Genomic DNA, 20,868 nt, shown 5'->3' on the forward strand with positions numbered 1-20,868 from the left:
GTTGCCTACGCGTCACAGACACAGTCGTACCGGGTTTCACCCTCGGACGAAGGCAGAACCCGAAGACTGATCACAACCTCACACAGGCCCTAGCGCCAACCCAAGCACTCGTCCTCAAGTCGCAGATCTTCGTAACGAGTTAATGTCTTCCGTACTGTCGTCCGTGAGTAACGAAGCAGCGGATGCCGCGCTTCACACGCGATTTCCCCAGCGGGCGGCGATGGCGTCGCGGGCGTTGTGGCCGCGCTTGGTGTCTTCGCCTTCACCACGGATCTTGGCGAGGTGGCCGGCGGCCTGCGTCCGGTTGAGCTGGGCCTGAGCGATACCGGGGTGCAGCACCATCATGTCCTTGCGGTTCCCGCCTTCGATCATCTGACCTTCGCGGCGCACCACGGCGTCGAGCTGGGCGGCGCGGGCGAGCATCGGCGCGGCGATGTCGATCAGCGCGAGGTCGGTCGGTTCAAGGTCGAGTTCGGTCTCGTACAGCTCGATCAGCGCGGCGCGGATCTTCGCCGCGTCCTTCTCGGTCGGGTCGACGTTCAACGGACCTCCCCGGGGTGGCGTCGGCGGCTTCGGGCGGGCTGCCAGCGGTCCGCGGCGGCTCTCCTGCGGGCCCGGCCGGCGTCGGCCGCGTCCTTGCGCAGGACGTGCCAGTCGCACAGGGCGCGGAGATTGGAGGGGGCGTCGGAGCCGCCTTCGGAGGCGGCGACGATGTGGTCGCAGTGGCGCGCCGGCTCAGCGCACGGCTCGCCGGTGTCGTAGCGGACGTGCTAGCACATCCAGCCGTCGCGGTTCATCACCGTGCGGCGAAGGCGGGCCCAGTGCGGGGGAAGCGGGGCAGTACGGCGCGAACTCGGCGACACAGAAGCCTCCTTGAGAGCAGGGACCCGCCAGGTGCTCGACCACGGCCGGGGAGAGAGGGCCGGTCGGGGAGCGTTGCCCTGGCGGGGCTGCGAAGGAGGCCGGCCGGGGTGCCGCAGCAACAGGTGCGCGCACGCGCGCGAAGCCACCTCCACATGTTGCTCACACCTCACCCCCGACATGGCAGAGGCCGTACTGCGGGCCCTCACCGCTTCACTGCCAGCCACCGCCCAGGCCGCGTAGGCACCAGGCCTTCGCCCCCGAGCAACACCAGAGAGCAAGAAGCATGCCGAAGTACATCGTCGCCGTCGACGTCATCACCGTGCACGTGGTGCCCGTCCTCGCCCCCACCCTCGAAGCCGCCCAGGCCGAAGCCGAACGCATCGTCACCAGCGACTGGGAGACCTGGTACGACCACACCGAGCCGCTGTGCGTCGGTGACGCCCTCACCGAAGCCGAGTGGGACGCCGAGCAGGAGTCGCTGGCCCGCATGAGCACCACCGGCCAGCCAGGCCCTCTCTCGGCCAGCCGGCCGAAGCAGGACGCCCCCGCGGCCACGTTCAAGGTGCCCCGAACCGACCACCACGCCGACGGCACCAAGTGCCCGCCCAGCCACAAGCACACCAGCTCGGGCAAGCCGCTAACTGAAGGGTGCTCCGGCCGGGCCTACTCCACCGCCACCTGCACCTGCGGCTGGACCACCCGCAACACCGCCAGGGGCTACACCGAGGAGACCCGCAGGCGACACCTCGCCACCGAACACCGCTGAGCCCCACTGACACCAGGCCCCACCCCCCGGGGCGGGGCCTGGTGTCGAAGTGCCGGGTGCCGGAGCCCGGTTGGCATTGAGTCCCACCGTAAGAGTGCTGTTTATGGATCTTTTTAAGAGTGTCAAAAAAATGACACTAACGACATGGCCCTTACGCCGTACTACGCCCTCCACCGCCCAGCGTGACCACAGGCCCCACCCCCTTGGAGACCCCAGTGACCACCCCCGCCCGCGCCCCCTGGATACCCGGAGGCGGCACCGCCCTGGAGTGGGGCCTGCGCAACCCCTGCCTCGTCGGCGTTGGCCCCGGCGGCTACCGGGGCGAGGGCGGGAGGGTGTGGTGCCTGGACTGCGGTGACCGGTACACCGGGCGCCCCGCCCAGGTCGGCGACGACCACCTTCACCGCGTCGATGCCCACCACGCCGCCCGCCTCCACGCCGACGACCACGAAGCCGACTTCCACCGGTTCATCGCCGCCCGGCGAACCGAGGAGGCCCGCGAGAAGTCCGGGTGGACGACCCAGGTGTACGCCCTCGTCGCGGCAGCCACCGGCGAAGACCCCGACGGGGGTGTGGTGGGACGGCACCGGCTACCGGCTCGTTCCGGCCGGGGCCCGCCTCGGAGCCAAGGGTCGCCGGGTGCGCCGGAAGGTGGTCGAGCTGGTCATCGCCGCCGGGTTCCTCCAGCTGGACGAGTGCGGCGACGTGGTGGCCACCGCCGACGGCCGCGCCATGCTCCGCATCTGGCAGCACCACCGCGCCGACCTCGCCGAGCCGTGGCCGGCCCGCCACGAACCCCAGGCCCTACCCCCGCTACCTAGCGGCCAGGAAGCTGCCCGCCGCCGGGAGGTGGCCCGCCAGCAGGCCGATCGCCAGCGTGCCGAGCGGGCCCCCACCGGGGCCGACATCAACCTTGCGTGGTCCGCGGTGGGTACCGGCCGCTGGACCGTCACCGGCTCAGGCCACGACCGCCGCCTGGACGTCACCCTCAATACCACCGCCTTCGCCCACGACTCCTACGAGGCGCGGGAGAACGGCCACTTCCACTCCCGCCACCGCTACCAGCACCAGGCTGAGGCCGCTGTCCAACAACTGCTCGCCAACGGGGTCGAGATCGGGCAACGGACACCAGGCCCCACCCCCGCGGCCTCCGCCCCGTCGTGCTCCGGCAGTCCGTCCGGGCGAAAGGGCGGAGTCAGCCAACTCACGAGATCACGCGCTCGATCGCCTCGAAAATGTCCGCATCGGTCTCCTGCTGCCAGGTGGGCAGGTCGTTCCAATCAGCCACGTAGCCCGGCTTCGGGTTCTCGATGTGCTTGTGGATCTGAGCGATCCAGCACGTTGCGACGAAGCGCCCCTTCTGCTCCCGCGTGAGCTTCGACGTGTTGCCACCACTCACCCTGATGAAGTCGTGGACTTGGCCGTACACGGCGGCGGCGCACGCTCGCTCCCAATCCGGTGTCTCATCCCATGGGGCGACGTAGCCGGCCTTCGGTTCGCCCGGGTAGTGCTTGGACACGCCCGCGATCCACGCTTCGCGGAAGATCCGCCCGTCAGACGACATATGTCATTCCTTCGTCAGGCAGCGCTGTCGAGCGCTGAGATCTGCTGGTGCAATGCTGAAGCCCGGCCATCGGTCATCAGCGGGACGAGGCGACGCTTGACGCCCTCCAGCTTCCTCCCGATATAACCCGAGCCGGTCTGGCTCGCCAGCTCCAGAGCGGCGTGAGTGTAGTGACTCGCTTGGTCGAGATCACGTCGGTCGGCACCGAGTGCCGCCAACTCTGCGAGCACCGCACCCCGACGACGCAGTGACAGTTGCTGCGAGAGTGCGGCTGTCAGCGCCTCCTCGGCCAAATCCGGGCGGCCGAGCGCGAGGTAGCAGGTGCCTCGCTCCTCGGCAAGCCGTGAACCGTCGAACCGAAGCCAGCCTCCGTTGTTCAACGGTCCGGCCAACGTGTGCACCTTCTCCGCGTCATCGAGTGCGCGCCTGGTCGCATCAAGGTCGCCGAGGCCGGCATGAACCTCCGCCTGGACCGCGGCCACCCAGTACCGGGTCGAGAGCTGGCTGTCTCCGCGTTCTGCCACCTGGGACGCCGCTGACAGAATGGGAGCCGCGACGGCAAAGCGACGCTCGTAGAGTTCGACGAAGGCGTGCCTCGTCAACGCACAAGCCCACAGATCGAATGCCCGCGCTTCCTTGCTGGCGGTGGCAGCAAGTGTGTAGCAGTGTGCGGCATCGGTATACCTGTTGGCGTCGAAGAAGATCTCACCAGCGAGCTGGTAGAGGTCTCCTACCAGCGCACAGAGCTGCTGGCGCGAACTCTCCCGTTGGCTCTCCCCGAGTCCCTTGGCCAGGAGAGCCAATTGGTGCCGAACCATCGGGTACACGGCCTGTTTCGAGTCGGAAAGGCCGAAGACCTTCCAGAGATGGGCGTTCAACTCGGGGCCGGTTTCAGCCAAGGACGCAGCCACTCCGGGACGAGTCGGAGCATTTTCGGAGCCCGGCAGGGCAATGAGAGCCCCGGTCACGGCGAGCACGCTCAATACATCGCGGCGCTTCATGTCGTCAGTATCACCAGTAGGAGCAGCGGTGTAGACCACCGATCGGTCAGGGACTGTCACCTCTGGTGCGAGGAGGTCCGCCAGCCCTTCACGGGTGACCTTGAGGACCTTTGCCATCTTGGGGTGTACGTACCCCTGAGGATCAGTCGCGCCGGCTTCCCAACGGGTGACCGTGGATACCGCGACCCCCAACTCGTTGGCGAACGCCTCCTGACTGTAGCCCAGTGCCTTGCGACGCTGGGCTAGATGCTTCCTTCTCGGAGCCACAGGAGCCTCCGCTCAGATCGAGAAGCCCGAGGTCAGGCCGGACAGTGCGTTGATTATGCCTGATAGGTGCTCACCTTCTGCTCTGGTTCTCGGCAACTCCTCGGTCGTTCACTGAATGCAGCTTGCTTCGAGCGGCAGAGGAGGACAGATCGATGGCAAGACGCACCACCCCAGGCGTGTACCGCGAGGTCGTTACCGGCCTCTCGAAGCACGAACTCGCCCAGCTCGCCGCCAGCTGGAACCCGCTGGACGACTACCGGGCCGCCCGGGCGGCTGACCGCGCCCCCTCCGTGGGAACGCTGATCCAGATCGCCGCCGTGCGGTCCACCTGCGCCTGTCGGGACTGCACGGCTCGGCGTACCAGTCAGCCGGCCCAGTCGGTCTCACGGGCACCGGCTCAACCACCCCCGCACCCGCGACCCGATGGAGAAGCGCAACTTGAACAGTGTGATCCAGGGAGACCCGGTCCGGCATCGCACGGACGGCGGGACGGGCACCGAGGCCGAGACGCCGAGCAGGCTCGCCAACCACGCCTGGGTGAACCGGGACAGCTCCGGCGACCCCTACCCGGAGATGGTGCTGCTGACCGACTTGGAGTCCGCGGATTGAGTACCCCGCCGCCGCTGCCCGTCCGGCTCACGGATGAGGGGTTCGTCGTGGACCGGCCCGACGGCTACCGCGAGGGGACCTGCTGGGTATGCCGCCGCGAGACGCTGGTCTGCGCGGGCACCACACTTCAGGCCCCCGGCGAGGCCGAGGGTACCTGTCACCCGATCTGCGAGGACTGCATCGACCGCGCCCGTCGGCCCCAGCGCCGCGCCGCGATGCGAGCCGCGCTCGACAAGCGCCCGGCGTAGGCTGCCGTGGACGACGGCCAGGAGGAGTACCGCGAGGCCGCCGACCGGACCTCGCGCGGAATCCCGACGCCACTTCCGGTCGCCATCGCACAGACGGTCGCCATGGTCCTGCTGGTGCTCGTGGCCACCGCGCTCATCGCGTCCGGCCGCTTCTGACCGTCACGCCACGCCCCCCAGGGCGCCCCATGAACTCCCGGCTCGTCGGAACGTTGACGACGGGCCGGGGTACCCCGCACGACTGCCCGTCCACCCCGGCCGGCAGAGCCAACCCGATTGGAGATGCACATGAGCACCGCCACCACCCCCAACCCCACCGTGGAGCTGGACGAGCTGGGCAAGTTCTTCAGCATCACCGCGCGGCGGACCGACGCGGGCGACCCCGCCCCGCAGATGTTCTCCGGCGCGATCGACGCGGCGTGGCACACCCTCGTCGCGGACCCGGCCGCGCACGACGCGTTCACCCTCCGGCACGCCGGCCGCACGCTGACCCACGTCGAGAGCACGGGCAACGGCTACATCTCGTGGGTGGCCGCGTACGAGGAGGCGTACGGCCCCCTGCCCGAGGTCTGGTTCACCAGCGCCGACGGCACGCTCGACACCGAAGCCCTGGCCCGCTACCGGGACACCGGCGAGGTCTGGGCGGAGTGGGACTGCTCGCCCGCCGGTGGCGACGGCGACGACGTGGCCCCGGCGGCGTCCTACCTGTGATCACCGCACCATCCGACGGGGTGCCCCGGCCGACCGCCGGGGCGCTCCGCCTCACCGAGGCCCGGACGGAGACCCCGGCCAGCATCGACGTGGACGTGCACGGCTACCTCGCCGGGCTGACCGAGCACTGCCTGTTCCTCGGGCCGTCCATCCGACGCGGCATGACCGGGTGGACCGTCTACGAGATCACACCGGGCAGCCACCGGTACGCCGTGGAAGCGGAGTTGTTCTACGCCGGGGTCCAGGCCGCGGAATGGGTCCGCCCACTGATGCCCCGCCCGTACGGCGTTCTCGCCTGCGAGAACATCGTGTTGACAGGGCATTGCATGGGGGCCGATCACCGTGAGCTGATGGCCTGGCCGCACTGGGCGCTGAAGCACCTGTACGCCCCGGTCGGAGTCATGTTCGGCAAGTTCCCCCAGGGCACTGCCGAGCGCGGCCGGCGCGGGCAGGACATCCCGTCACCGCCGTTCTCGTTCCTTCCGGTCCGGGCGGGCGTACGGCCGCTGGACCCGAAGTTCCTCACGGGGACGCCCGACCTTGCCGCCGCGCTCGCCGTCGCGGCGGACGACGGCCGGGACGTCTTCGAGCACATCCCTTGTGAATGGAAGGCAGTCAGACAATGGGCGAGTTCCTTGCCGAGGCCGCAGAAGCACTGAAGGCCGCGGAAGCCCTCTGCGGGCCGCTGGAGCTGACGGAGATCAGCAACCGGCGCGGCTCGGCGGTGTGGAAGGCCACTGGCCCGCACGGCGCGGCGAGCATCAAGCTCGGCACCGGCGAGGCCGCCGAGGTCACCACCCGCGAAGCCTCCGTCCTCGACCAACTCCCCGGCTACACCGTGACCGCCGGCCGCTTCGTCGACGGCATCTGGTATGTCACGCCGTGGCTGGACGGACCCTCCACCTGGCAGGTCTTCCGTCCCGTGCGCAAGGACGAAGGCGGGAGAGAGGAAGCCCTCGCCGCCGCCGTGGCCCTGTGCCGCGCCGTGGCCGACCTCCACGCCGATGGGTGGGTGCACGGCAACCTCCAGCCCGCACACGGCATGCACGGCGAGGACGGAGCGGTCCGCCTGCTCGACTTCGCCTGGACACGGCGGATCGGCAGCACCCCGTGGACCGTGTTCGAAGGCACGATGATGCACCTCACCGCCCCCGAACTGGCCGCCCGGATCATCAACGGTCCTCAACCCGTCGAGACGACCCGTGCCGCCGACGTCTACGCCCTCGCCGGCACCCTGTGGACCTGCGTCACCGGCAAGTGGCCCCTGGATTACGCGACCGCCGGCCTCGAAACGGGCACGCCGGTGGAGGAGATCCGCAAGGCCATCGCCCACCGGGCCGTCCCGATGTCCACCGCGATGCTTTGGCCCGCCCTCCAGGCCCGGCTGCGCTACGTTCTGCTGGCTTCCCCGGACGACCGGCCCGCCGCCGCCGAACTGGCAAAGCTGATCGAAGCGGTGGACGGGTGATCGAACTTCGGGAACTGGAGCCTGGCGATGCCGGAGCCCTGGTGAGAATCTACAGCGCTGAGTCGACCAAGTACCTGGGCCGGAAGCCGATGGACGCCGACGAGGCTCGCCATTGCCTCCGCGCCATCGTCGCGGCTGCGGAACTGGTGCCGCGCACGCTGTACGTGCTCGGCCTCGTCGTGGACGGTGACCTCCTCGGGGTCGTCAAGCTACACCCGGACCGACCCGTCGCCGCCGTCAGCTACATCCTGCGCGCGGATGCCTGGGGCCGGGGCTACGCCACCGACGGAGTCCGCAAGATCCTCGACCTTGCCTTCGGCCCCCTCGCCCTCCCGAAGGTCCGTGCCAAGCACCACACGGACAACCCCGCCTCCGGCCGCGTCCTCCTCAAGGCCGGGTTCGTCCCGACCGGTGAGCACAACGGGTTCAGCACCTACGCCGTCCGTGCCCCCAACATGACGGCGGGCCCGTAGACCACCGCCTGCATGAACTCCGGCCGAAGAGAGCAGCCAGCCCTCTGATCTCCCGGGGCGTCAACACGCTCGACACCACGGGCTCACCCGCCGGTCCCACCTGGCGGAAGGGTGCGCGAGGGGCGCGCGCACCGGTCGCTCCGGCCCGGCTCCCCGATTCAGGGCCGGGGCGACCACCCACAACTCCCCGCCTGGCCAGTGGCCAAGACCCAACTGCCAGGGCGGGGCACCACGCCCGGCCACGCTGCCGGGGCGCGCACCGCGGACCGTGCTCCCCGCATCGCGCGCGCCGGTCCCCCAGGATGTTCTGACAAACACGGGGGACCGGCCCAAATCCCTGTGCCCCTTGATTGGACCGCCCTCCATGTACGCCAACAACCGGCGTGACCGCCAAGCCGTGATCCATCGCCTCGTCACGGCCGCGATTCCGGCAGTGGCAAGGCGATACCGCGCGGGGCTGGGGGTCCAAGTCCTCGGCGAGATGTACGGATGTGACCCGAGGTGGCTGAGCAAGCAGCTCATCGACTCGGGGGAATCCCCACACCGCGACGGCCACCCCGGCCCGCCACTGCCGTGGGAGCCGATCCCGCTGCCGAGCCACACGAGGATGCCCTGATCTTGCAAGAATCCACTGTTCGGGAATAGTCCGGTAGACGAACTGCTTCTTGTGTTCGCCCAGGTCAGGGCAAAGGTGTAAGGGTGTACTCTGTCCCTTCAGCCAGTAGAACTCGTCCAGCACGGACGCGCCGTCGACCTCCAGCGAGGGCACCGAGCGGAAGAGGTCCCACAGGCACTCCATGTGGTCCTCCAGCTCACGCCCGCCGCGGACCACGAAGCCCTTCTCGGGCACCTCGATCCCGTCCAGCGCGCCGCCGGCCAGCTTCAGCCGCTCCAGGACCGTGATCCGCTCGCCGGGCACCTGGCCGTCCCGGACCAGGAAGGCCGCCCCGGCCAAGGCCGCGAGCCCCGACCCCACGAACCACGCCCGCTTGCGGTCCGCCCCCTCCGGCTTCCTCGGCCGGGCGAACGCCTCGTAGTTGCCGCTGCTGTAGTACAAGCCCGTGCTCCCTAGAAAGTTCGACATCGAACCGCCCGTCGGGCATGCCGCACCCCGGCGGGCCGTCTCCATCCACCCATCCGTGGGTGATCTTCGCCTGCTGAGTAGGCCGAACGGGGGACACGCGGGGGGTGCGGACGCCCGGCGGGCCGCGTACGGAGGGCGTTGGGAACACCGCCCGGAACGTCAGGAAGCCGTCAAGGAACGCAGGTCAGCGCCACTGGGGCGGTTGGCTGGGGAGCGACGGGGAACACGACCACACGAGGACGGATCATGCACGGCAACGGGCGGCGCACGGACGAGCACGCGGACGGGCGGCACGGAGACGGGCGGCACGGTGACGGCGCGGCGCCCCGGGTGGTGGTCGGGGTCAGCGGGTCGCCGGGGAACCTGGCGGCCCTGCACCGCGGCCTCGCCGAGGCCAGCGACCGCGGCGCCGAGCTGGTGCCGGTGCTCGCCTGGGAGCCGCCCGGTGGCGAACACGGCTACCGGCGCTCGCCATGCCCGCCGCTGCTCGCCGCCGTCCGGGAGGCCGCCGAACAGCGCCTGCGGGACGCCCTCGACGCGGCCTTCGGCGGCGCCGACCCCGGCGTCCCGCTGCGCCCGGTGGTGATCCGCGGCGAGGCCGGCCCGGCCCTGCTGCACGTCGCCGACCGGCCGGACGACCTGCTGGTCCTCGGCCGCAGCGGCGGCCCGCTGCACCGCGGGCTGCGGCGCGCGGTCCCCGGCTACTGCGCCCGACGGGCGGGCTGCCTGGTGCTGATCGTGCCGGTGCCCGAACTGCTGCACGACCTGCATCGGTGGGAGTCGGCGCAGCGGCGGGCCCGCCGGCACCTGCCGGTCGGCCCGCTGACCGGACTCCTCACGGTGAAGCGGTGGTCCGCGGGCTGAGGCGCCGCCCGTGGACGGTCCGCCCGTACGGACGGACCTCGCCGAGGACCCCGGGCTCCGGCCGGTGTCCGGAGCCCCCGGCGAACCGGTGGAGACAGGTGGCCGGGCGCGCGGGGTGGTCGCCGGTTCGGACAGCGGGCCCGCCCGTACGGACGGGCCCGCCGCGACCACCCCGCGTGCGCCGGTCCCGTCGACCGGGGCGCGCGGGTCGAGCGGGTTACAGCGTGAGCATGGTGCGGTGGGCCAGGGTGGTGTCCCGCAGCGGTTTGAGGGCCAGCCGGACCAGGGCCAGGGCGTTGTCGTCCCCGGCGATCCGGTTGGCGCTCAACTCACCGCAGGACAGGCACTGGTGGATGATCATCCACTCGCCGTCGGCACGGACCGACAGGCTCAGCACCGCCATCCGGCCGCCGCAGCCGGCCGCCCGGTCGCCGGGGATCCGGCCGTCGACATGACGGCTGGCCAGGCAGTTCGGGCAGTGGTTGCGATGGGCCGTACCGGGGGCGTCCAGGGGGACGTCCAGTCGGCACTCCACGCAGCGGAAGGCGTTCCCCCGGTGGCCGCCCTGCTCGTGCAGGACGTCCTTGTGCCGCTGCGGGCGGTGCTCCCGCCGGCCCCGGCCGTCGGTGTTCTTGCGTCGTGGCACGGTTCGCCGCTCCCTCCTCTCCGTGCGCGGTTCAGAGCGAGCCGAACGCTTCGAGCGGGAACGGCGGTTGGGCGAGCGGCCGGACGGCCATCCGCATCAGGATGAGCTGGTTGTCGTCCGTGCAGACCGGAGTGGACGTCAGCTCGTCGCACCGCACGCACCGGTGGACGACCGTCCAGTCGCCGGTGCGCAGCACGGCGATGGCGATCGGCGACATCCGGCCGTGGCAGTCGCTCGGACCGCCCTCGACCTGGTCGACGACGTGCCGGGAGTGCAGGCAGGACGGGCAGTGGTTGCGCCGCGTGCCGTCGGCGGCGTAGGTGGAGACGGTCAGACCGCACCAGGTGCAGGCGAAGGTGGAGGTCTTCAGGACGGGGGGAGTGCTGGAGGTGCTGGACACCCGGGGTGCTCCTTGCTGAGGGGTTCGTGCGATGGCAGCAAGAGCAGGCCGAGTGGCCTCGACGGTTCGTCAGGCAGTGGCCGTCAGGCGGCGTGGCGAGGCGCACTCGGCGCAAGGCGGGACATCAAGACACCCTCTCGGCGGGCACACGGCCCAGGTCGTCGATCGGTACGGAACGGCGTCAGGGTAACCACGTCGATCGCGCGGGCGCCAACGATTATTCGTCGCCCGGTCGCCCGGCCCGGTCGGTGCACCGCGCTCGTCAACCGGCCCTCGCCGCCGGGCCGGAGATAAAGGGCGCGCAGGATGTCCGTATGCAGATGACCAACGTGCCGCAGACCGCCACGCTCGATGACGCACCGTCAGTCAGCCGATCCCTGGCCCTCGCCTTCGCCGACGACCCGGCGATGTGCTGGCTCTTCCCCGACCCGGCCACCCGGCAGGAGGGGATGGGCGGTTACTTCACCACGCTGTTCACCCGGCAGTACGTCCGGCACGGGGTGTGCGAGCGGACCGCGAACGCCGCCGCCTTATGGATGCCGCCGCAGGCGCAGGACAAGGCCGTCCCGGACGCGGACACGCTCCGGGAGCTGGCCGAGCCCCTCGGTGACCGGGCCGAGCCGTTCCGGCGCTCCATCGAGGCGGCCGCCGCCAACGTGCCGCAGGAGCCGCACTGGTACCTGGCGGTCATCGGCGCCGACCCGGTCGCCCAGGGTCGGGGGCAGGGCGCCGCACTGCTGCGCTCCGGGCTGGCCAAGGCCGACGCGGACGGGCTGCCGGTCTACCTGGAGTCCTCCAAGGAGGCGAACCTGGCGGTCTACCGGCACTTCGGCTTCGAGGTGCTGGAGGAGGTCCGGCTGCCGGAGGACGGGCCGGCGCTCTGGGTGATGCGGCGCGGGGCGCGCGGCTAGGACGCGCCCCGGCGCGGTCCTGATGTGCGGAAAACTCCAAAGAGAAGGAAAAGCGGGCTTATAGTCCGAGTAAAGCCGCAGTCGTGGGAGGGGCCGATGGAAACGACCATGCTGGAGCCGGACTGGCACGCGCTCGGCGCGCCGGGGGGCGGGCGGCTCGGGACGGAACACCTCCTGCTCACCGTGGCCGGGGACGCGGGCCCCGCCGGCGCCGCCCTGGCCGCCGCCGGGGCGGGCGCGGACACCCTGCGCGCCCTGCTCCGGGAGCGCGAGGGACGCTGGACGGCCGACGACGGGCCCGCCGCCGTCCCCGCCCGGGAGGTGCTCGGCACCGCCGGCGAGGACGGGCGGCTGCTGAGCGCGGCCGCCGCCCGGGCGCTCACCGCCGCGACCGGGCACGCCCGGCGAGACGGCCGACCGGCCTGCACCGCCGCCCATCTGCTGCGCGCCCTGCTCGCCGACGACGGCGACCAGCCGACCCGTGCCGCCGAACTGCTGCGCGCGGCCGGCGTCGCCCCGCAGGCCGTCCTGGACCGGCTCGACGGTGCCGGGCAGCCGGGCGGCGGGCAGCCGGGTGCCAGGCGGCCGGGTGGCGGGCTCGACCCGCTGCTGCTCCCCACCCGGGAGGCACTGCTGGCCCGCCGCGCCCGGCGGGCCCCGCGCTGGAAGCGCCTGCTGCGGTCGGGCCCGTCCGGTCCGGCGGCCTGGATCCGGCTGGAGGCCGACGCCCAGGCGGAGCGCCTCGGGCGCCGTACGCCCGGCACCGAGCACGTCCTGCTCGCCCTGCTGGCGGTGCGCGAAGTCGGCTGCCACGAGCCGCGGTTGGCGGAGGAGGACATCGCCGGCGAACTGCTCGCCGGGCTCGGCCTCGACTACGCCCGGGCGCACGCCGCGCTCGATTCCGGCGAGGTGACGCTGCCCGCCGACCCGCGCGCGGTCGAGGCCTACCTGGCCGAGGTCGCGGGTCGGGACTGTGACCGGTTGGTCCGGGCGCTGCTGGAGGAGGACACCCGGGCCCGGCGCCTGGTCGAAGCCCTGCGCGACTGAGGCGCCGCAGGCGTGGCGACCGTCGCGGACCGTGGCGCGGGGGACCGTGGGGCCGGGGGGGGGTACCTGATGCACGTCACTGCCCCGCCGGCGGTCCGTTTCGCCGTCCTGACCGCCGCGGTCGCTCAGAGCACCGCGGCGCCGAGGGTGATCGCGCCGAGGACCGCCAGCAGCCCGAGCGCGAGGAACCCGTACTCCAGCCCCGCGCGCTCCCGCCCGTCCACCAGCACCTGTCGAGGGTCCGCCGGGTCGTAGTGGACCGGGACGAAGCCGCCGTCCGGCAGTGGGTGGCGGGCGGTGGAGGGGACGGGGGAGAAGACCTCGACCACCCGGCCGTCCTCGGTCTCGAACTGGAGCAGTGGCCGGGGCGGCAGGGCGCGGTCCTCCGGCGCCAGGGCACGCTCGCGCACCAGCGCCCGCACCGGGACGCCGACCCGGCGCAGCCGCCGCAGGTCGCGCAGGCCGACCACCCAGGCGAGGTAGGCGACCACGCCGCCCAGCGCACCGAACACCACCACGGCGAACCCGGCCGTACCGCCCATCGCCGCCTCCCTGTCCGCGACCCGTCCCGGGCCTGCCCTCGAACTCGCGTCTGCGGGGCGGCGACAGGCCCACGGCTCCAGTATCACGCGGGCAAGGCGCTCTTGACGCCCCGGAATGGTCCAGTCCACCCTGGGCGACGGCATGTTCCTGTCACCACCGGCCCCCGTCGCCCCGGCCGGCCCCGACCACCGCAAGGAGCACCGTCCGTGACCAAGCGCCCCGCCGCCCCCGCCGTCCTCGCCGCGCTCTCCGTCCTAGCCCTCGGCGGTGCCGCCCCCGCGGCCGTGGCCGCCGACTCCGCCAGGCCGGCGGCGGTCGTCAAGGTCAGCACGGCCAAACAGCTCCAGAGCGCCCTCGCCGCCGCCGTGCCCGGCCAGACCATCCAACTCGCCGACGGCACCTACTCCGGCAACTTCAAGGCCACCGCCGCCGGCACCGCCAGCGCCCGGATCACCCTCGTAGGCTCCGCGAAGGCCGTCCTCACCACCCCCACCGGCGGCGGCTACGGCCTGCACCTCGACGGCGCGAGCTACTGGACCGTCCAGGGGCTGACCGTCACCGGCGCCCAGAAGGGCATCATGGCCGACGCCGCGAACCACGTGGTGCTGGCCGACGTGACGGTCCACCACACCACCATGGAGGGCGTGCACTTCCGCAACTCAAGCGCCTACGGCACGCTGCGCGACTCGCGCGTCCACGACACCGGCCTGAGCCGGGACGGCAAGGGCGAGGGCGTCTACGTCGGCACCGCCAACACCCTCTCCGACCACAGCGACCACGTGCTGATCACCGGCAACACCTTCGGCCCGAACATCGGCGGAGAGAACGTCGACCTCAAGGAGGGCACCACCGGCGGCCTGGTCTCCGGCAACACCTTCGACGGCGACGGCCTCACCGGGCGCAACTACGACGACTCCTGGGTCGACGTGAAGGGCAACGACTACGTCATCGAGAACAACACCGGCCGCCGCACCACCGACGACGGCTTCCAGACCCACAGCGTCCAGCCCGGCTGGGGCTGCGGCACCGTCTTCCGGGGCAACCGCTCCGACCTCACCGGCGCCACCGGCCCGGACCGGTACGCGATCGACGTGACCGACTACGACGCGGCGAAGTGCAAGGTCACGATCGGCGCGGGCAACACCGTCACCGGGGGCCGGGGCCTGGTGAACCCCGGCGTCCCGGTGGGCTGAGCCCGCCGCGGCGCGCCGGCACGCTGCGCCGACCGCGGCCCGCCGACTACAGCGCGTCGAGCGGCACGTCCGGGTCGGCCAGCGCCCCGGCGTCCACCACCCGGCCCGAGCGCACCAGTTCGCGGATCGGGTCGGTGACGTCCCAGACGTTGACGTTCATCCCCGCGAGCACCCGGCCGCCGGACAGCCAGAACGCGATGAACTCGCGGGTGGCCGGGTCGCCGCGGAACACCACCCGGTCGTAGCCGTCCGGCTCGACGTAGCCGACGTACTCCATCCCGAGGTCGTACTGGTCGGTGAAGAAGTACGGGATCCGGTCGTACACCGCGTCCGGCTGTCCGAGCAGGGCGCGGGCGGCGGTCTGCGGCTGGTTGAGCGCGTTGGCCCAGTGCTCGACCCGGACGTGGGTGCCGAACAGCGGGTGGAAGGCGTTGGCGACGTCGCCGGCCGCGTAGACGTCCGGGTCCGAGGTGCGCAGGTGCTGGTCGGTCCTGACGCCGTTGTCGACCTCCAGCCCGGCTGCCTCGGCGAGGCCGGTGGCCGGGGTGATGCCGATGCCGACCACCACCGCGTCGGCCGCCACTGTCGTGCCGTCGGCCAGCCGCACGCCGCTCACCGTGCCGCCCTCACCGGTCAGTTCGGCCACCTTGACGCCGAGGCGCAGGTCCACGCCGTGGTCCCGGTGCAGGTCGGCGAAGACCTGGGCGACCTCCCGGCCGAGCACCCGCAGCAGTGGCAGTTCGAGCGCTTCCAGCACCGTCACCTCGGCGCCCGCCTCCCGGGCCGCGGCCGCCACCTCCAGCCCGATCCAGCCCGCGCCGATCACCGCGATCCGGGCCCCGGGCCGCAGCGCCGCCCTGATCCGGTCGCTGTCCTCCACCCGGCGCAGGTAGAGCACCCCGTCCTGGTCGGCGCCGGGCACCGGCAGCCGACGCGGCACCGAGCCGGTGGTCAGCAGCAGCTTGGCGTACTCCACCTGACCGTCGTCGGCGAGCGTCACGGTGTGCCCGGCCGGGTCGATCGCGGCCACCGCCGTGCCCAGCCGCAGCGTGACGTCGTGCTCCGCGTACCACTGCGGCGGGTGGACGTAGATCTTCTCCCGGGACGTCTTGCCCTGGAGGTAGCCCTTGGACAGCGGCGGCCGCTCGTACGGGCGCTCGTGCTCCTCGCCGATCAGGACGATGCCGCCCCGGTACCCGGCCTCGCGCAGCGCCTCGGCGGCCTTCGCGCCGCCCAGGGACGCCCCGACGACGACGATCGGGCGCTCCCGCCCGCCGTCCGCCGCGGTGGTCCCGGTGTCCGTGCCCGCCATGCTCGACTCCTCGTTCTCCGGCCGTGGTCGGGGTCAGCCTGCCGCCGTCCGGGTGGTCTGTCGAGGCCGCGCCTGGCGCGCCGCGCCGCGCTCGCCCGTACGAGTGAACGCGGCGCCTTCGCGCACGGCCGCGCAGGTCTGCTGCGCGGTCCTCACGCGGCTCCGCGCGCCGGCCTCGCGGCGGTCTCACGCGGTCATCGCGTCCCTGACCAGCGCGGTGTCGGTGAACTGTTCGAAGCGCACGATGCGGCCGCCGCGCACGGTGAAGCGGTGGGCGACCCGGACCGCGAGCGGCTTCCCGGTGGCCCGGTGCACGGCGGTGTAGCGGCCCAGCACCACCACGGTCTCGCCGTCCACCACGTAGGTGTCGTCGTGCGCGGTCCAGTCGTCCCACTCGGCGGCCAGCCGCTCCATCACGTTGGCGGTGACGCCCTTCGGGGTGCGGTAGGTGCCGGCCAGCGGGAAGCCGGCCATCTCGGTCCACTCCACGTCCTCGGCCAAAGTGGTGCGCAGCGCGGCCAGGTCGCCCCGGGCGGAGGCCAGGTACTGGCGGCGCACCACGTCGGCGGGGGCGGGCGACTCGGCGAAGGACGCGACGTCCCGGGGGATCTCGATCACCGTCCGCTCACCCCCACGCCATCTCGCCCATGGCGACCTTGGTGCCGATGTCCACCGCGATCCGCAGCCCCAGCTCCGGGAAGCGCCGCTCCAGCGCCTCCTTGGCGGCCGCCGCGTCCGGGGCCCGGCCGATCTCGGTCTCGAAGGCGCGCAGGTAGGCACGGGTGTGGTCGACGGCGGTGTGGTCGGTGGGTGCGCCGGCGACCCGGTGGCCGGCCGCCACCCAGGTCGGATGGAGCGCCTCGATGCCGTCCACCAGGTCGATCCAGGCGGCCCGTTGGGCGGAGGTGGGGGTGTCGGCGGTCCACACGTGCAGGCCCTCGAAGAGCAGCACCCCGCCCAGCACCGCGCGGTGGTGGTGCTGCCAGAGGTAGTGCCGGTCCGGCAGGTGGAAGTCGGCGCCGCGCAGCTCGAATCGGTGGCCCTCGAAGACCAGCTCGTCCCCGTGCAGCACCTCGGGCCGCACCAGCCGGGTGGGCAGTTCCGGGCCCAGGTGCGCCCAGGCCCGCAGCTTGGCCTCGTAGGTCTCCTGGATGTGCTCGACGGTCGAGGCGGTGGCCAGGAAGCGGGCCTGCGGGAAGGCGTCCTGGACCTCCTGGGCGCCGAAGTAGAAGTCCGGGTCGCCGTGGCTGATGAAGACGGTGGTCAGCCGCTTGCCGCCGGCCTGGATCCGTTCCACCAGGCGGCGCCCGTCGGAGCGGGTGAACCCGGCGTCCACCAGCAGCGCGTCGTGCGGGCCGGTGACCAGGACCGAGGTCTTGTTGAGCGAGCTGTCCGGGCTGTCGATGATCTCGAAGTCGAGTGCGCTCATGCGCCCGCCTCGCTTCCCTCGGCAGGCGCTTCGCGCAACGCACGCCTGCTGATGGTTCGCTCACTTCGTCCGCTCACGCCTGAGTTCCTTCCTCCTGCCGGGGCACGCCTCGCCGCCAGGATCGGGGGTCCGCGGCCCGTCCGCATCCGGAAGGGCCAGGGCCTGTCTTCGAACTCCCGGCGTCGCCCCGCAGACGCGAGTTCGAAGACAGGCCCGAGAACACGAGCGAGGCGCTAGCCGCGGGTCCAGAGGGTGAGGTCGCTGCTGGTGGCCACCGCGAGGGTGCGGCCGGTCGGGGAGAAGCCGGCCGCGCGGAGGGTGGACCAGTCGGAGTCGAGGACCGGCCACCAGCTCTCACCGGGCTCGCCCTGCCACGGTCCGCGGCCGGTGGCGAGCAGCACCCGGTGGTGCGGCCACTCCGGGGCGACCACCTCGACGTGCCAGCCGCCCTCGGCGGAGGTGTGCAGCCCGCCGCCCCACATCCCCGCCACCGGGATGCGCACGTCCGCGACCTGGCCGAGGCCGGGGCAGGCGAGGTCCGGGCCGTCCGGGTCCTCGGCGGGCTCGTAGTCGCGGGCCAGCTTGAGGCCGGTCACCGCGTCGAACAGGCCGTGGCCGCTGGACGAGACCGTCAGCACCAGGTCGTGGCCGCTCTCCGGGTGGACGGCGAAACCGATGCCGAGCAGCCCGCCGACGGCGATCAGCCCCCGGCCGACCGGCCGCCACGGCTGCGGCGGGGCGGTCACCCCGGCGGCCGTGAGCCGGTCGCGAAGGTGCTGCTGGTACGGGGTCAGGGCCATGGGGACGATCATCCCACCGGCGAGCCTGCCGTGTCGGGCCGCCCGTGCGTCGGCCCGTCAGCAGGCAGGGCGTCAGCGCTGCGCCCCGTCAGCGCTCCGGCCCCAGCCGCAGCACCGCCAGTGCCCCCAGTGCGGTGGCCGCAGCCAGCGGCACCCACAGTGCGCCCGGCCCGGCCGCCAGCAACGCCGTCAGCACGGCCGGCGCGGCCGCCCGGCCCACCCCCGACGACAGTTCCCAGCGCGCCAGCGCCCGTCCCAGCAGGTGCGGCGGGGCGACGGCCGCCACCAGGGCCGTCCCCGAACCGGTGTAGAGGATCTCGCCCAGCGTGTACAGCACCGAGACCGCCGCGATGCCCGCCGCCCCCGGCCCGCCGCCCAGCGAGCCGACCGCCCAGAAGCCCAGGTACGACACCGCCAGCAGCGCCCCCGAGGCGGCCAGCACGGCGCGCCGGGAACGGTCCGCCAGCCGCAGCACCAGCGCCAGTTGCAGGGCGATCACCAGCACCGTGTTGCCGACGAAGACGCCCGAGGACCAGGCCGGGGAGGCGTGCAGGTGCAGCACCAGCAGCGCGGGCAGCGCCACCTCCAGCACGTCGAAGCAGAACGCGTAGGGCACGTTGGCGACGCTCAGCAGGGTGATCCGGCGCAGCGGCTCGGCCCGCTCCCGCGCGACCGTCCGCCGCTCAGCCCGCTCAGCCCGCTCCCGCTGCTCCCGCCGCGGAGCCGGCACCCGCACCCGCAGTGAGCCCACCAGGGCGGCCGCGACCAGCCAGGCCGCGCCCGTCACCCCGGCCAGCAGCCGGATCGTGCCCGCCCCGCCGCTCACCGCCACGGTGGCCAGCAGCGCGCCCGCGCCCAGCCCGGCGTTGCGCAGCGACCGCCCGGCGGCCAGCGCCGCGTCCCGCAGCCGGCCCTCGGTCAGCGTGCTCACCACCGCCGCGTGGGTGGTCGGCCAGGACTGGCTCCCCACCCCGAACAGCACCGCCGCCGCGGTGAACCCCGGCAGGCCGTCCGCGAACAGCAGCGTCAGCGCACCCGCCGCCCGCAGCAGCAGGGCCGTGGCGGCCGGCAGGGTCCGGGCGCCACGGTCGATCCAGTGGCCGGTCAGCGGCACCGCCAGCAGGCCCGCCACCATCCCGGCCGACAGCGCCAGCCCGGCCGCACCCGCGCTCAGCCCCAGCACGCCGACGCCGTACAGCAGCAGGAACGGCCGCAGCATCCCGCCGCCCACCGCGTCCACCGCCAGCGCGACGGCGTACCGGGGCCCGCCCGCGGCGGTCAGCAGGCCCAGCAACGCGGACGGACCTCGGCGGCCCGGGCCGAGGGGCGGGGCGCCCGGCGCAGCGGGTGGGGCGGGCGGCTCGCCGTCGCGGACGGCGGCGCGGTCGTGGACGGGCTTCTCCTGGATCGGGCTCATGGCCGGTACCGTCCGCCCGAGGCGCGCCGCCCGGCACGCGGATTGACGCTTCCCGTCAATCCGAGGGAGGTCCCGCCAGGAGGGGTGACAGGATCACGGACGTGAGCGGGCGGAGCGAGAGAACCACCAGGAACAGCGGGGCGGACGCATGAGCGTGACCATCGACATCACCGGCCTGCCCGACGAGCGACTGCTCTTCACGCCCTCCCCGCTCGCCGAGCTGAACGCCATGCTGCACGTCCTCGCCGAGCCCGCGCACCACCCCGCGCTGCACGGCTGGGCGAGCAGCACCACCGCCGCGATCCCGCCGCAGCTGGCCGAGCGGTTGCTGGAGGCCGACTTCCTCTGGCGCTCCTCGCGCGCCGACTTCCTGGTCCCCGGACTGCCCGGCGCCACCCTCGCCGAGGAACTGGACGCCGTCGACCGGATCGACGACGAGCTGTACGTCGCCGGCGCCCTCGTCACCACCTGCGGCTCCTCCCGGCTCCACCCCCGGACGGCGTCCCCGCTCACCGACCCCGCCGCCAACGAACGTGCCCGCGAACTCGCCCTCGCGCGCGGCCCCCGGCAGGCCGCCTTCGCCGACCGGCTGCTCGCCGACCCGCCCGCCGTACGGGCCCTGGTGCGCCGGATGCTGGAGGAGTGCGAGTCCGCGTTCTTCGCCGACGCCTGGCAGCGCGTCCTGCCCGGCCTGGCCGCCGACGCCCGGCACAAGGCCGACCTGCTCACCCGCCGGGGCCCCGGCGCCGCGCTCGCCGCCGTCTCGCCGTCCGTCACGCTCGACCAGGACACCGGCGGACGGCGGCGGATCGTCATCGACAAGCTCCAGGACAGCACCACCAGCGCCGTCGAGAACGGCGGCGTCACCTTCATCCCCACCGCCTACGGCCGCCCCCACCTGCTGGTGGTGCACGCCCACGGCTGGCGGCCCGTCCTCCAGTACCCGGTCGCCGAGGCCGGCCTGCCCGAGCCCGTCTCGCTCGCCCTCGTCCAGCAGCGTCTGGAGGCGCTCGCCCACCCCGTCCGGCTGCGCCTCGCCCGCACCATGGCCCGCGGCCCGCACACCACCGGCGAACTGGCCTCCGCCTGGCAGCTCAGCGCGCCCGAGGTCTCCCGGCACCTGGCCGTGCTGCGCAGGGCCGGCCTGCTCACGACCCGGCGGCGCGGGCGGTACATGCTCTACGAACTCGACCTGGCGGGCAGCGCCCGGCTCGGCTCGGACCTCCTGGAGGCGGTGCTGCGGTGAGCGGGGAA

Annotated in this window: 25 protein-coding genes and 1 pseudogene; 13 read left to right on the forward strand and 13 right to left on the reverse strand. The window is 72.9% G+C overall.

The window, feature by feature from the left end; genetic code table 11:
* Nucleotides 1-192 precede the first annotated feature (192 nt).
* Nucleotides 193-543, reverse strand: coding sequence for a hypothetical protein (locus ACZ7RU_RS14420; RefSeq protein ID WP_470341248.1), 351 nt, complete (start codon nucleotides 541-543; stop codon nucleotides 193-195).
* Nucleotides 540-722: pseudogene (locus ACZ7RU_RS14425) on the reverse strand (hypothetical protein); the annotation flags it as partial. The gene ACZ7RU_RS14420 and the pseudogene ACZ7RU_RS14425, both read right to left, overlap by 4 nt.
* A 425-nt stretch (nucleotides 723-1,147) precedes the next feature.
* Here ACZ7RU_RS14425 and ACZ7RU_RS14430 point away from each other — a divergent pair.
* Nucleotides 1,148-1,630, forward strand: a complete 483-nt coding sequence (locus ACZ7RU_RS14430; RefSeq protein ID WP_470341249.1) for a hypothetical protein — start codon at nucleotides 1,148-1,150, stop codon at nucleotides 1,628-1,630.
* 1,204 nt (nucleotides 1,631-2,834) lie between these two features.
* Here the strand turns inward: ACZ7RU_RS14430 and ACZ7RU_RS14435 are convergent.
* Together ACZ7RU_RS14435 and ACZ7RU_RS14440 are read right to left on the reverse strand one after the other, a co-directional pair.
* Nucleotides 2,835-3,194, reverse strand: a complete 360-nt coding sequence (locus ACZ7RU_RS14435; protein ID WP_470341250.1) for a hypothetical protein — start codon at nucleotides 3,192-3,194, stop codon at nucleotides 2,835-2,837.
* Between the two features lie 14 nt (nucleotides 3,195-3,208).
* A complete protein-coding gene (locus ACZ7RU_RS14440) occupies nucleotides 3,209-4,462 on the reverse strand; it encodes a helix-turn-helix transcriptional regulator (RefSeq protein WP_470341251.1) in 1,254 nt (417 codons plus the stop codon).
* Between the two features lie 438 nt (nucleotides 4,463-4,900).
* Here ACZ7RU_RS14440 and ACZ7RU_RS14445 point away from each other — a divergent pair, with 438 nt between their 5' ends.
* The 7 genes from ACZ7RU_RS14445 to ACZ7RU_RS14475 all read left to right on the forward strand — a co-directional run bounded on the left by ACZ7RU_RS14445 (nucleotide 4,901) and on the right by ACZ7RU_RS14475 (nucleotide 7,968).
* Nucleotides 4,901-5,071, forward strand: a complete 171-nt coding sequence (locus ACZ7RU_RS14445) for a hypothetical protein (RefSeq protein WP_470341252.1) — start codon at nucleotides 4,901-4,903, stop codon at nucleotides 5,069-5,071.
* The gene (locus ACZ7RU_RS14450) at nucleotides 5,068-5,319 is read left to right on the forward strand and encodes a hypothetical protein (protein WP_470341253.1); all 252 of its coding nucleotides are present in this window, start codon (nucleotides 5,068-5,070) and stop codon (nucleotides 5,317-5,319) included. Before ACZ7RU_RS14445 ends, ACZ7RU_RS14450 begins: the two co-directional genes overlap by 4 nt.
* Nucleotides 5,320-5,325: 6 nt before the next feature.
* Nucleotides 5,326-5,475: a hypothetical protein gene (locus tag ACZ7RU_RS14455; protein ID WP_470341254.1), complete on the forward strand. Its 150-nt coding sequence runs from the start codon at nucleotides 5,326-5,328 to the stop codon at nucleotides 5,473-5,475.
* Between the two features lie 129 nt (nucleotides 5,476-5,604).
* A complete protein-coding gene (locus ACZ7RU_RS14460; protein WP_470341255.1) occupies nucleotides 5,605-6,027 on the forward strand; it encodes a hypothetical protein in 423 nt (140 codons plus the stop codon).
* Nucleotides 6,028-6,116: 89 nt separating this feature from the next.
* Nucleotides 6,117-6,686 (forward strand): hypothetical protein, encoded by a 570-nt coding sequence (locus ACZ7RU_RS14465; protein WP_470341256.1) that lies wholly within the window; start codon nucleotides 6,117-6,119, stop codon nucleotides 6,684-6,686.
* The gene (locus tag ACZ7RU_RS14470; protein WP_470341257.1) at nucleotides 6,650-7,495 is read left to right on the forward strand and encodes a protein kinase domain-containing protein; all 846 of its coding nucleotides are present in this window, start codon (nucleotides 6,650-6,652) and stop codon (nucleotides 7,493-7,495) included. The genes ACZ7RU_RS14465 and ACZ7RU_RS14470 overlap by 37 nt, the downstream gene beginning before the upstream one ends.
* The gene (locus ACZ7RU_RS14475) at nucleotides 7,492-7,968 is read left to right on the forward strand and encodes a GNAT family N-acetyltransferase (RefSeq protein ID WP_470341258.1); all 477 of its coding nucleotides are present in this window, start codon (nucleotides 7,492-7,494) and stop codon (nucleotides 7,966-7,968) included. The genes ACZ7RU_RS14470 and ACZ7RU_RS14475 overlap by 4 nt, the downstream gene beginning before the upstream one ends.
* Here the strand turns inward: ACZ7RU_RS14475 and ACZ7RU_RS14480 are convergent.
* Nucleotides 7,922-9,097, reverse strand: a complete 1,176-nt coding sequence (locus ACZ7RU_RS14480; protein WP_470341259.1) for an oleate hydratase — start codon at nucleotides 9,095-9,097, stop codon at nucleotides 7,922-7,924. The two genes, ACZ7RU_RS14475 and ACZ7RU_RS14480, sit on opposite strands and share 47 nt — an antisense overlap.
* Nucleotides 9,098-9,298: 201 nt before the next feature.
* Here ACZ7RU_RS14480 and ACZ7RU_RS14485 point away from each other — a divergent pair, with 201 nt between their 5' ends.
* Nucleotides 9,299-9,916: a universal stress protein gene (locus tag ACZ7RU_RS14485; protein ID WP_470341260.1), complete on the forward strand. Its 618-nt coding sequence runs from the start codon at nucleotides 9,299-9,301 to the stop codon at nucleotides 9,914-9,916.
* Between the two features lie 217 nt (nucleotides 9,917-10,133).
* On the opposite strand, the gene ACZ7RU_RS14490 is transcribed toward ACZ7RU_RS14485, so the two are convergent.
* Together ACZ7RU_RS14490 and ACZ7RU_RS14495 are read right to left on the reverse strand one after the other, a co-directional pair.
* A complete protein-coding gene (locus ACZ7RU_RS14490; RefSeq protein WP_470341261.1) occupies nucleotides 10,134-10,562 on the reverse strand; it encodes an RNHCP domain-containing protein in 429 nt (142 codons plus the stop codon).
* A gap of 31 nt (nucleotides 10,563-10,593) precedes the next feature.
* Entirely contained in the window at nucleotides 10,594-10,962 is a 369-nt protein-coding gene (locus ACZ7RU_RS14495; RefSeq protein ID WP_470341262.1) for an RNHCP domain-containing protein, read from the reverse strand.
* A gap of 314 nt (nucleotides 10,963-11,276) precedes the next feature.
* Between ACZ7RU_RS14495 and ACZ7RU_RS14500 the strand changes: the two genes are divergently transcribed.
* Together ACZ7RU_RS14500 and ACZ7RU_RS14505 are read left to right on the forward strand one after the other, a co-directional pair.
* Nucleotides 11,277-11,873, forward strand: coding sequence for a GNAT family N-acetyltransferase (locus tag ACZ7RU_RS14500; RefSeq protein ID WP_470341263.1), 597 nt, complete (start codon nucleotides 11,277-11,279; stop codon nucleotides 11,871-11,873).
* A gap of 96 nt (nucleotides 11,874-11,969) precedes the next feature.
* On the forward strand, nucleotides 11,970-12,920 hold the full coding sequence (locus ACZ7RU_RS14505) for a Clp protease N-terminal domain-containing protein (protein ID WP_470341264.1): 951 nt from the start codon (nucleotides 11,970-11,972) through the stop codon (nucleotides 12,918-12,920).
* A 125-nt stretch (nucleotides 12,921-13,045) separates the two neighbouring features.
* Here ACZ7RU_RS14505 and ACZ7RU_RS14510 read toward each other — a convergent pair whose 3' ends face one another.
* Entirely contained in the window at nucleotides 13,046-13,462 is a 417-nt protein-coding gene (locus ACZ7RU_RS14510; RefSeq protein ID WP_470341265.1) for a hypothetical protein, read from the reverse strand.
* Between the two features lie 207 nt (nucleotides 13,463-13,669).
* On the opposite strand from ACZ7RU_RS14510, the gene ACZ7RU_RS14515 reads away from it, so the two are divergent.
* Nucleotides 13,670-14,656, forward strand: coding sequence for a right-handed parallel beta-helix repeat-containing protein (locus ACZ7RU_RS14515; protein WP_470341266.1), 987 nt, complete (start codon nucleotides 13,670-13,672; stop codon nucleotides 14,654-14,656).
* A 46-nt stretch (nucleotides 14,657-14,702) separates the two neighbouring features.
* Here ACZ7RU_RS14515 and ACZ7RU_RS14520 read toward each other — a convergent pair whose 3' ends face one another.
* The 5 genes from ACZ7RU_RS14520 to ACZ7RU_RS14540 form a co-directional block, all read right to left on the reverse strand.
* A complete protein-coding gene (locus ACZ7RU_RS14520; RefSeq protein ID WP_470341267.1) occupies nucleotides 14,703-15,968 on the reverse strand; it encodes an NAD(P)/FAD-dependent oxidoreductase in 1,266 nt (421 codons plus the stop codon).
* A gap of 186 nt (nucleotides 15,969-16,154) precedes the next feature.
* The gene (locus ACZ7RU_RS14525; RefSeq protein ID WP_470341268.1) at nucleotides 16,155-16,586 is read right to left on the reverse strand and encodes a nuclear transport factor 2 family protein; all 432 of its coding nucleotides are present in this window, start codon (nucleotides 16,584-16,586) and stop codon (nucleotides 16,155-16,157) included.
* Nucleotides 16,587-16,593: 7 nt separating this feature from the next.
* On the reverse strand, nucleotides 16,594-17,397 hold the full coding sequence (locus ACZ7RU_RS14530; protein WP_470341269.1) for an MBL fold metallo-hydrolase: 804 nt from the start codon (nucleotides 17,395-17,397) through the stop codon (nucleotides 16,594-16,596).
* Nucleotides 17,398-17,630: 233 nt separating this feature from the next.
* A complete protein-coding gene (locus ACZ7RU_RS14535; protein ID WP_470341270.1) occupies nucleotides 17,631-18,197 on the reverse strand; it encodes a hypothetical protein in 567 nt (188 codons plus the stop codon).
* An 88-nt stretch (nucleotides 18,198-18,285) separates the two neighbouring features.
* The gene (locus ACZ7RU_RS14540; protein WP_470341271.1) at nucleotides 18,286-19,614 is read right to left on the reverse strand and encodes an MFS transporter; all 1,329 of its coding nucleotides are present in this window, start codon (nucleotides 19,612-19,614) and stop codon (nucleotides 18,286-18,288) included.
* Nucleotides 19,615-19,762: 148 nt separating this feature from the next.
* Between ACZ7RU_RS14540 and ACZ7RU_RS14545 the strand changes: the two genes are divergently transcribed.
* Nucleotides 19,763-20,860, forward strand: a complete 1,098-nt coding sequence (locus ACZ7RU_RS14545; RefSeq protein ID WP_470341272.1) for a DUF5937 family protein — start codon at nucleotides 19,763-19,765, stop codon at nucleotides 20,858-20,860.
* The last annotated feature ends 8 nt before the right edge of the window (nucleotides 20,861-20,868 follow it).

The organism is Kitasatospora sp. NPDC114501, assembly GCF_055633695.1.

Coding starts and splice junctions, on each gene's coding strand:
- ACZ7RU_RS14430 (WP_470341249.1), top strand. CDS start 1,148: ATGCCGAAGTACATCGTCGCCGTCGACGTCATCACCGTGCACGTGGTG.
- ACZ7RU_RS14435 (WP_470341250.1), bottom strand. CDS start 3,194: ATGTCGTCTGACGGGCGGATCTTCCGCGAAGCGTGGATCGCGGGCGTG.
- ACZ7RU_RS14460 (WP_470341255.1), top strand. CDS start 5,605: ATGAGCACCGCCACCACCCCCAACCCCACCGTGGAGCTGGACGAGCTG.
- ACZ7RU_RS14470 (WP_470341257.1), top strand. CDS start 6,650: ATGGGCGAGTTCCTTGCCGAGGCCGCAGAAGCACTGAAGGCCGCGGAA.
- ACZ7RU_RS14480 (WP_470341259.1), bottom strand. CDS start 9,097: ATGGAGACGGCCCGCCGGGGTGCGGCATGCCCGACGGGCGGTTCGATG.
- ACZ7RU_RS14485 (WP_470341260.1), top strand. CDS start 9,299: ATGCACGGCAACGGGCGGCGCACGGACGAGCACGCGGACGGGCGGCAC.
- ACZ7RU_RS14500 (WP_470341263.1), top strand. CDS start 11,277: ATGCAGATGACCAACGTGCCGCAGACCGCCACGCTCGATGACGCACCG.
- ACZ7RU_RS14505 (WP_470341264.1), top strand. CDS start 11,970: ATGGAAACGACCATGCTGGAGCCGGACTGGCACGCGCTCGGCGCGCCG.
- ACZ7RU_RS14510 (WP_470341265.1), bottom strand. CDS start 13,462: ATGGGCGGTACGGCCGGGTTCGCCGTGGTGGTGTTCGGTGCGCTGGGC.
- ACZ7RU_RS14520 (WP_470341267.1), bottom strand. CDS start 15,968: ATGGCGGGCACGGACACCGGGACCACCGCGGCGGACGGCGGGCGGGAG.
- ACZ7RU_RS14530 (WP_470341269.1), bottom strand. CDS start 17,397: ATGAGCGCACTCGACTTCGAGATCATCGACAGCCCGGACAGCTCGCTC.
- ACZ7RU_RS14535 (WP_470341270.1), bottom strand. CDS start 18,197: ATGGCCCTGACCCCGTACCAGCAGCACCTTCGCGACCGGCTCACGGCC.
- ACZ7RU_RS14540 (WP_470341271.1), bottom strand. CDS start 19,614: ATGAGCCCGATCCAGGAGAAGCCCGTCCACGACCGCGCCGCCGTCCGC.
- ACZ7RU_RS14545 (WP_470341272.1), top strand. CDS start 19,763: ATGAGCGTGACCATCGACATCACCGGCCTGCCCGACGAGCGACTGCTC.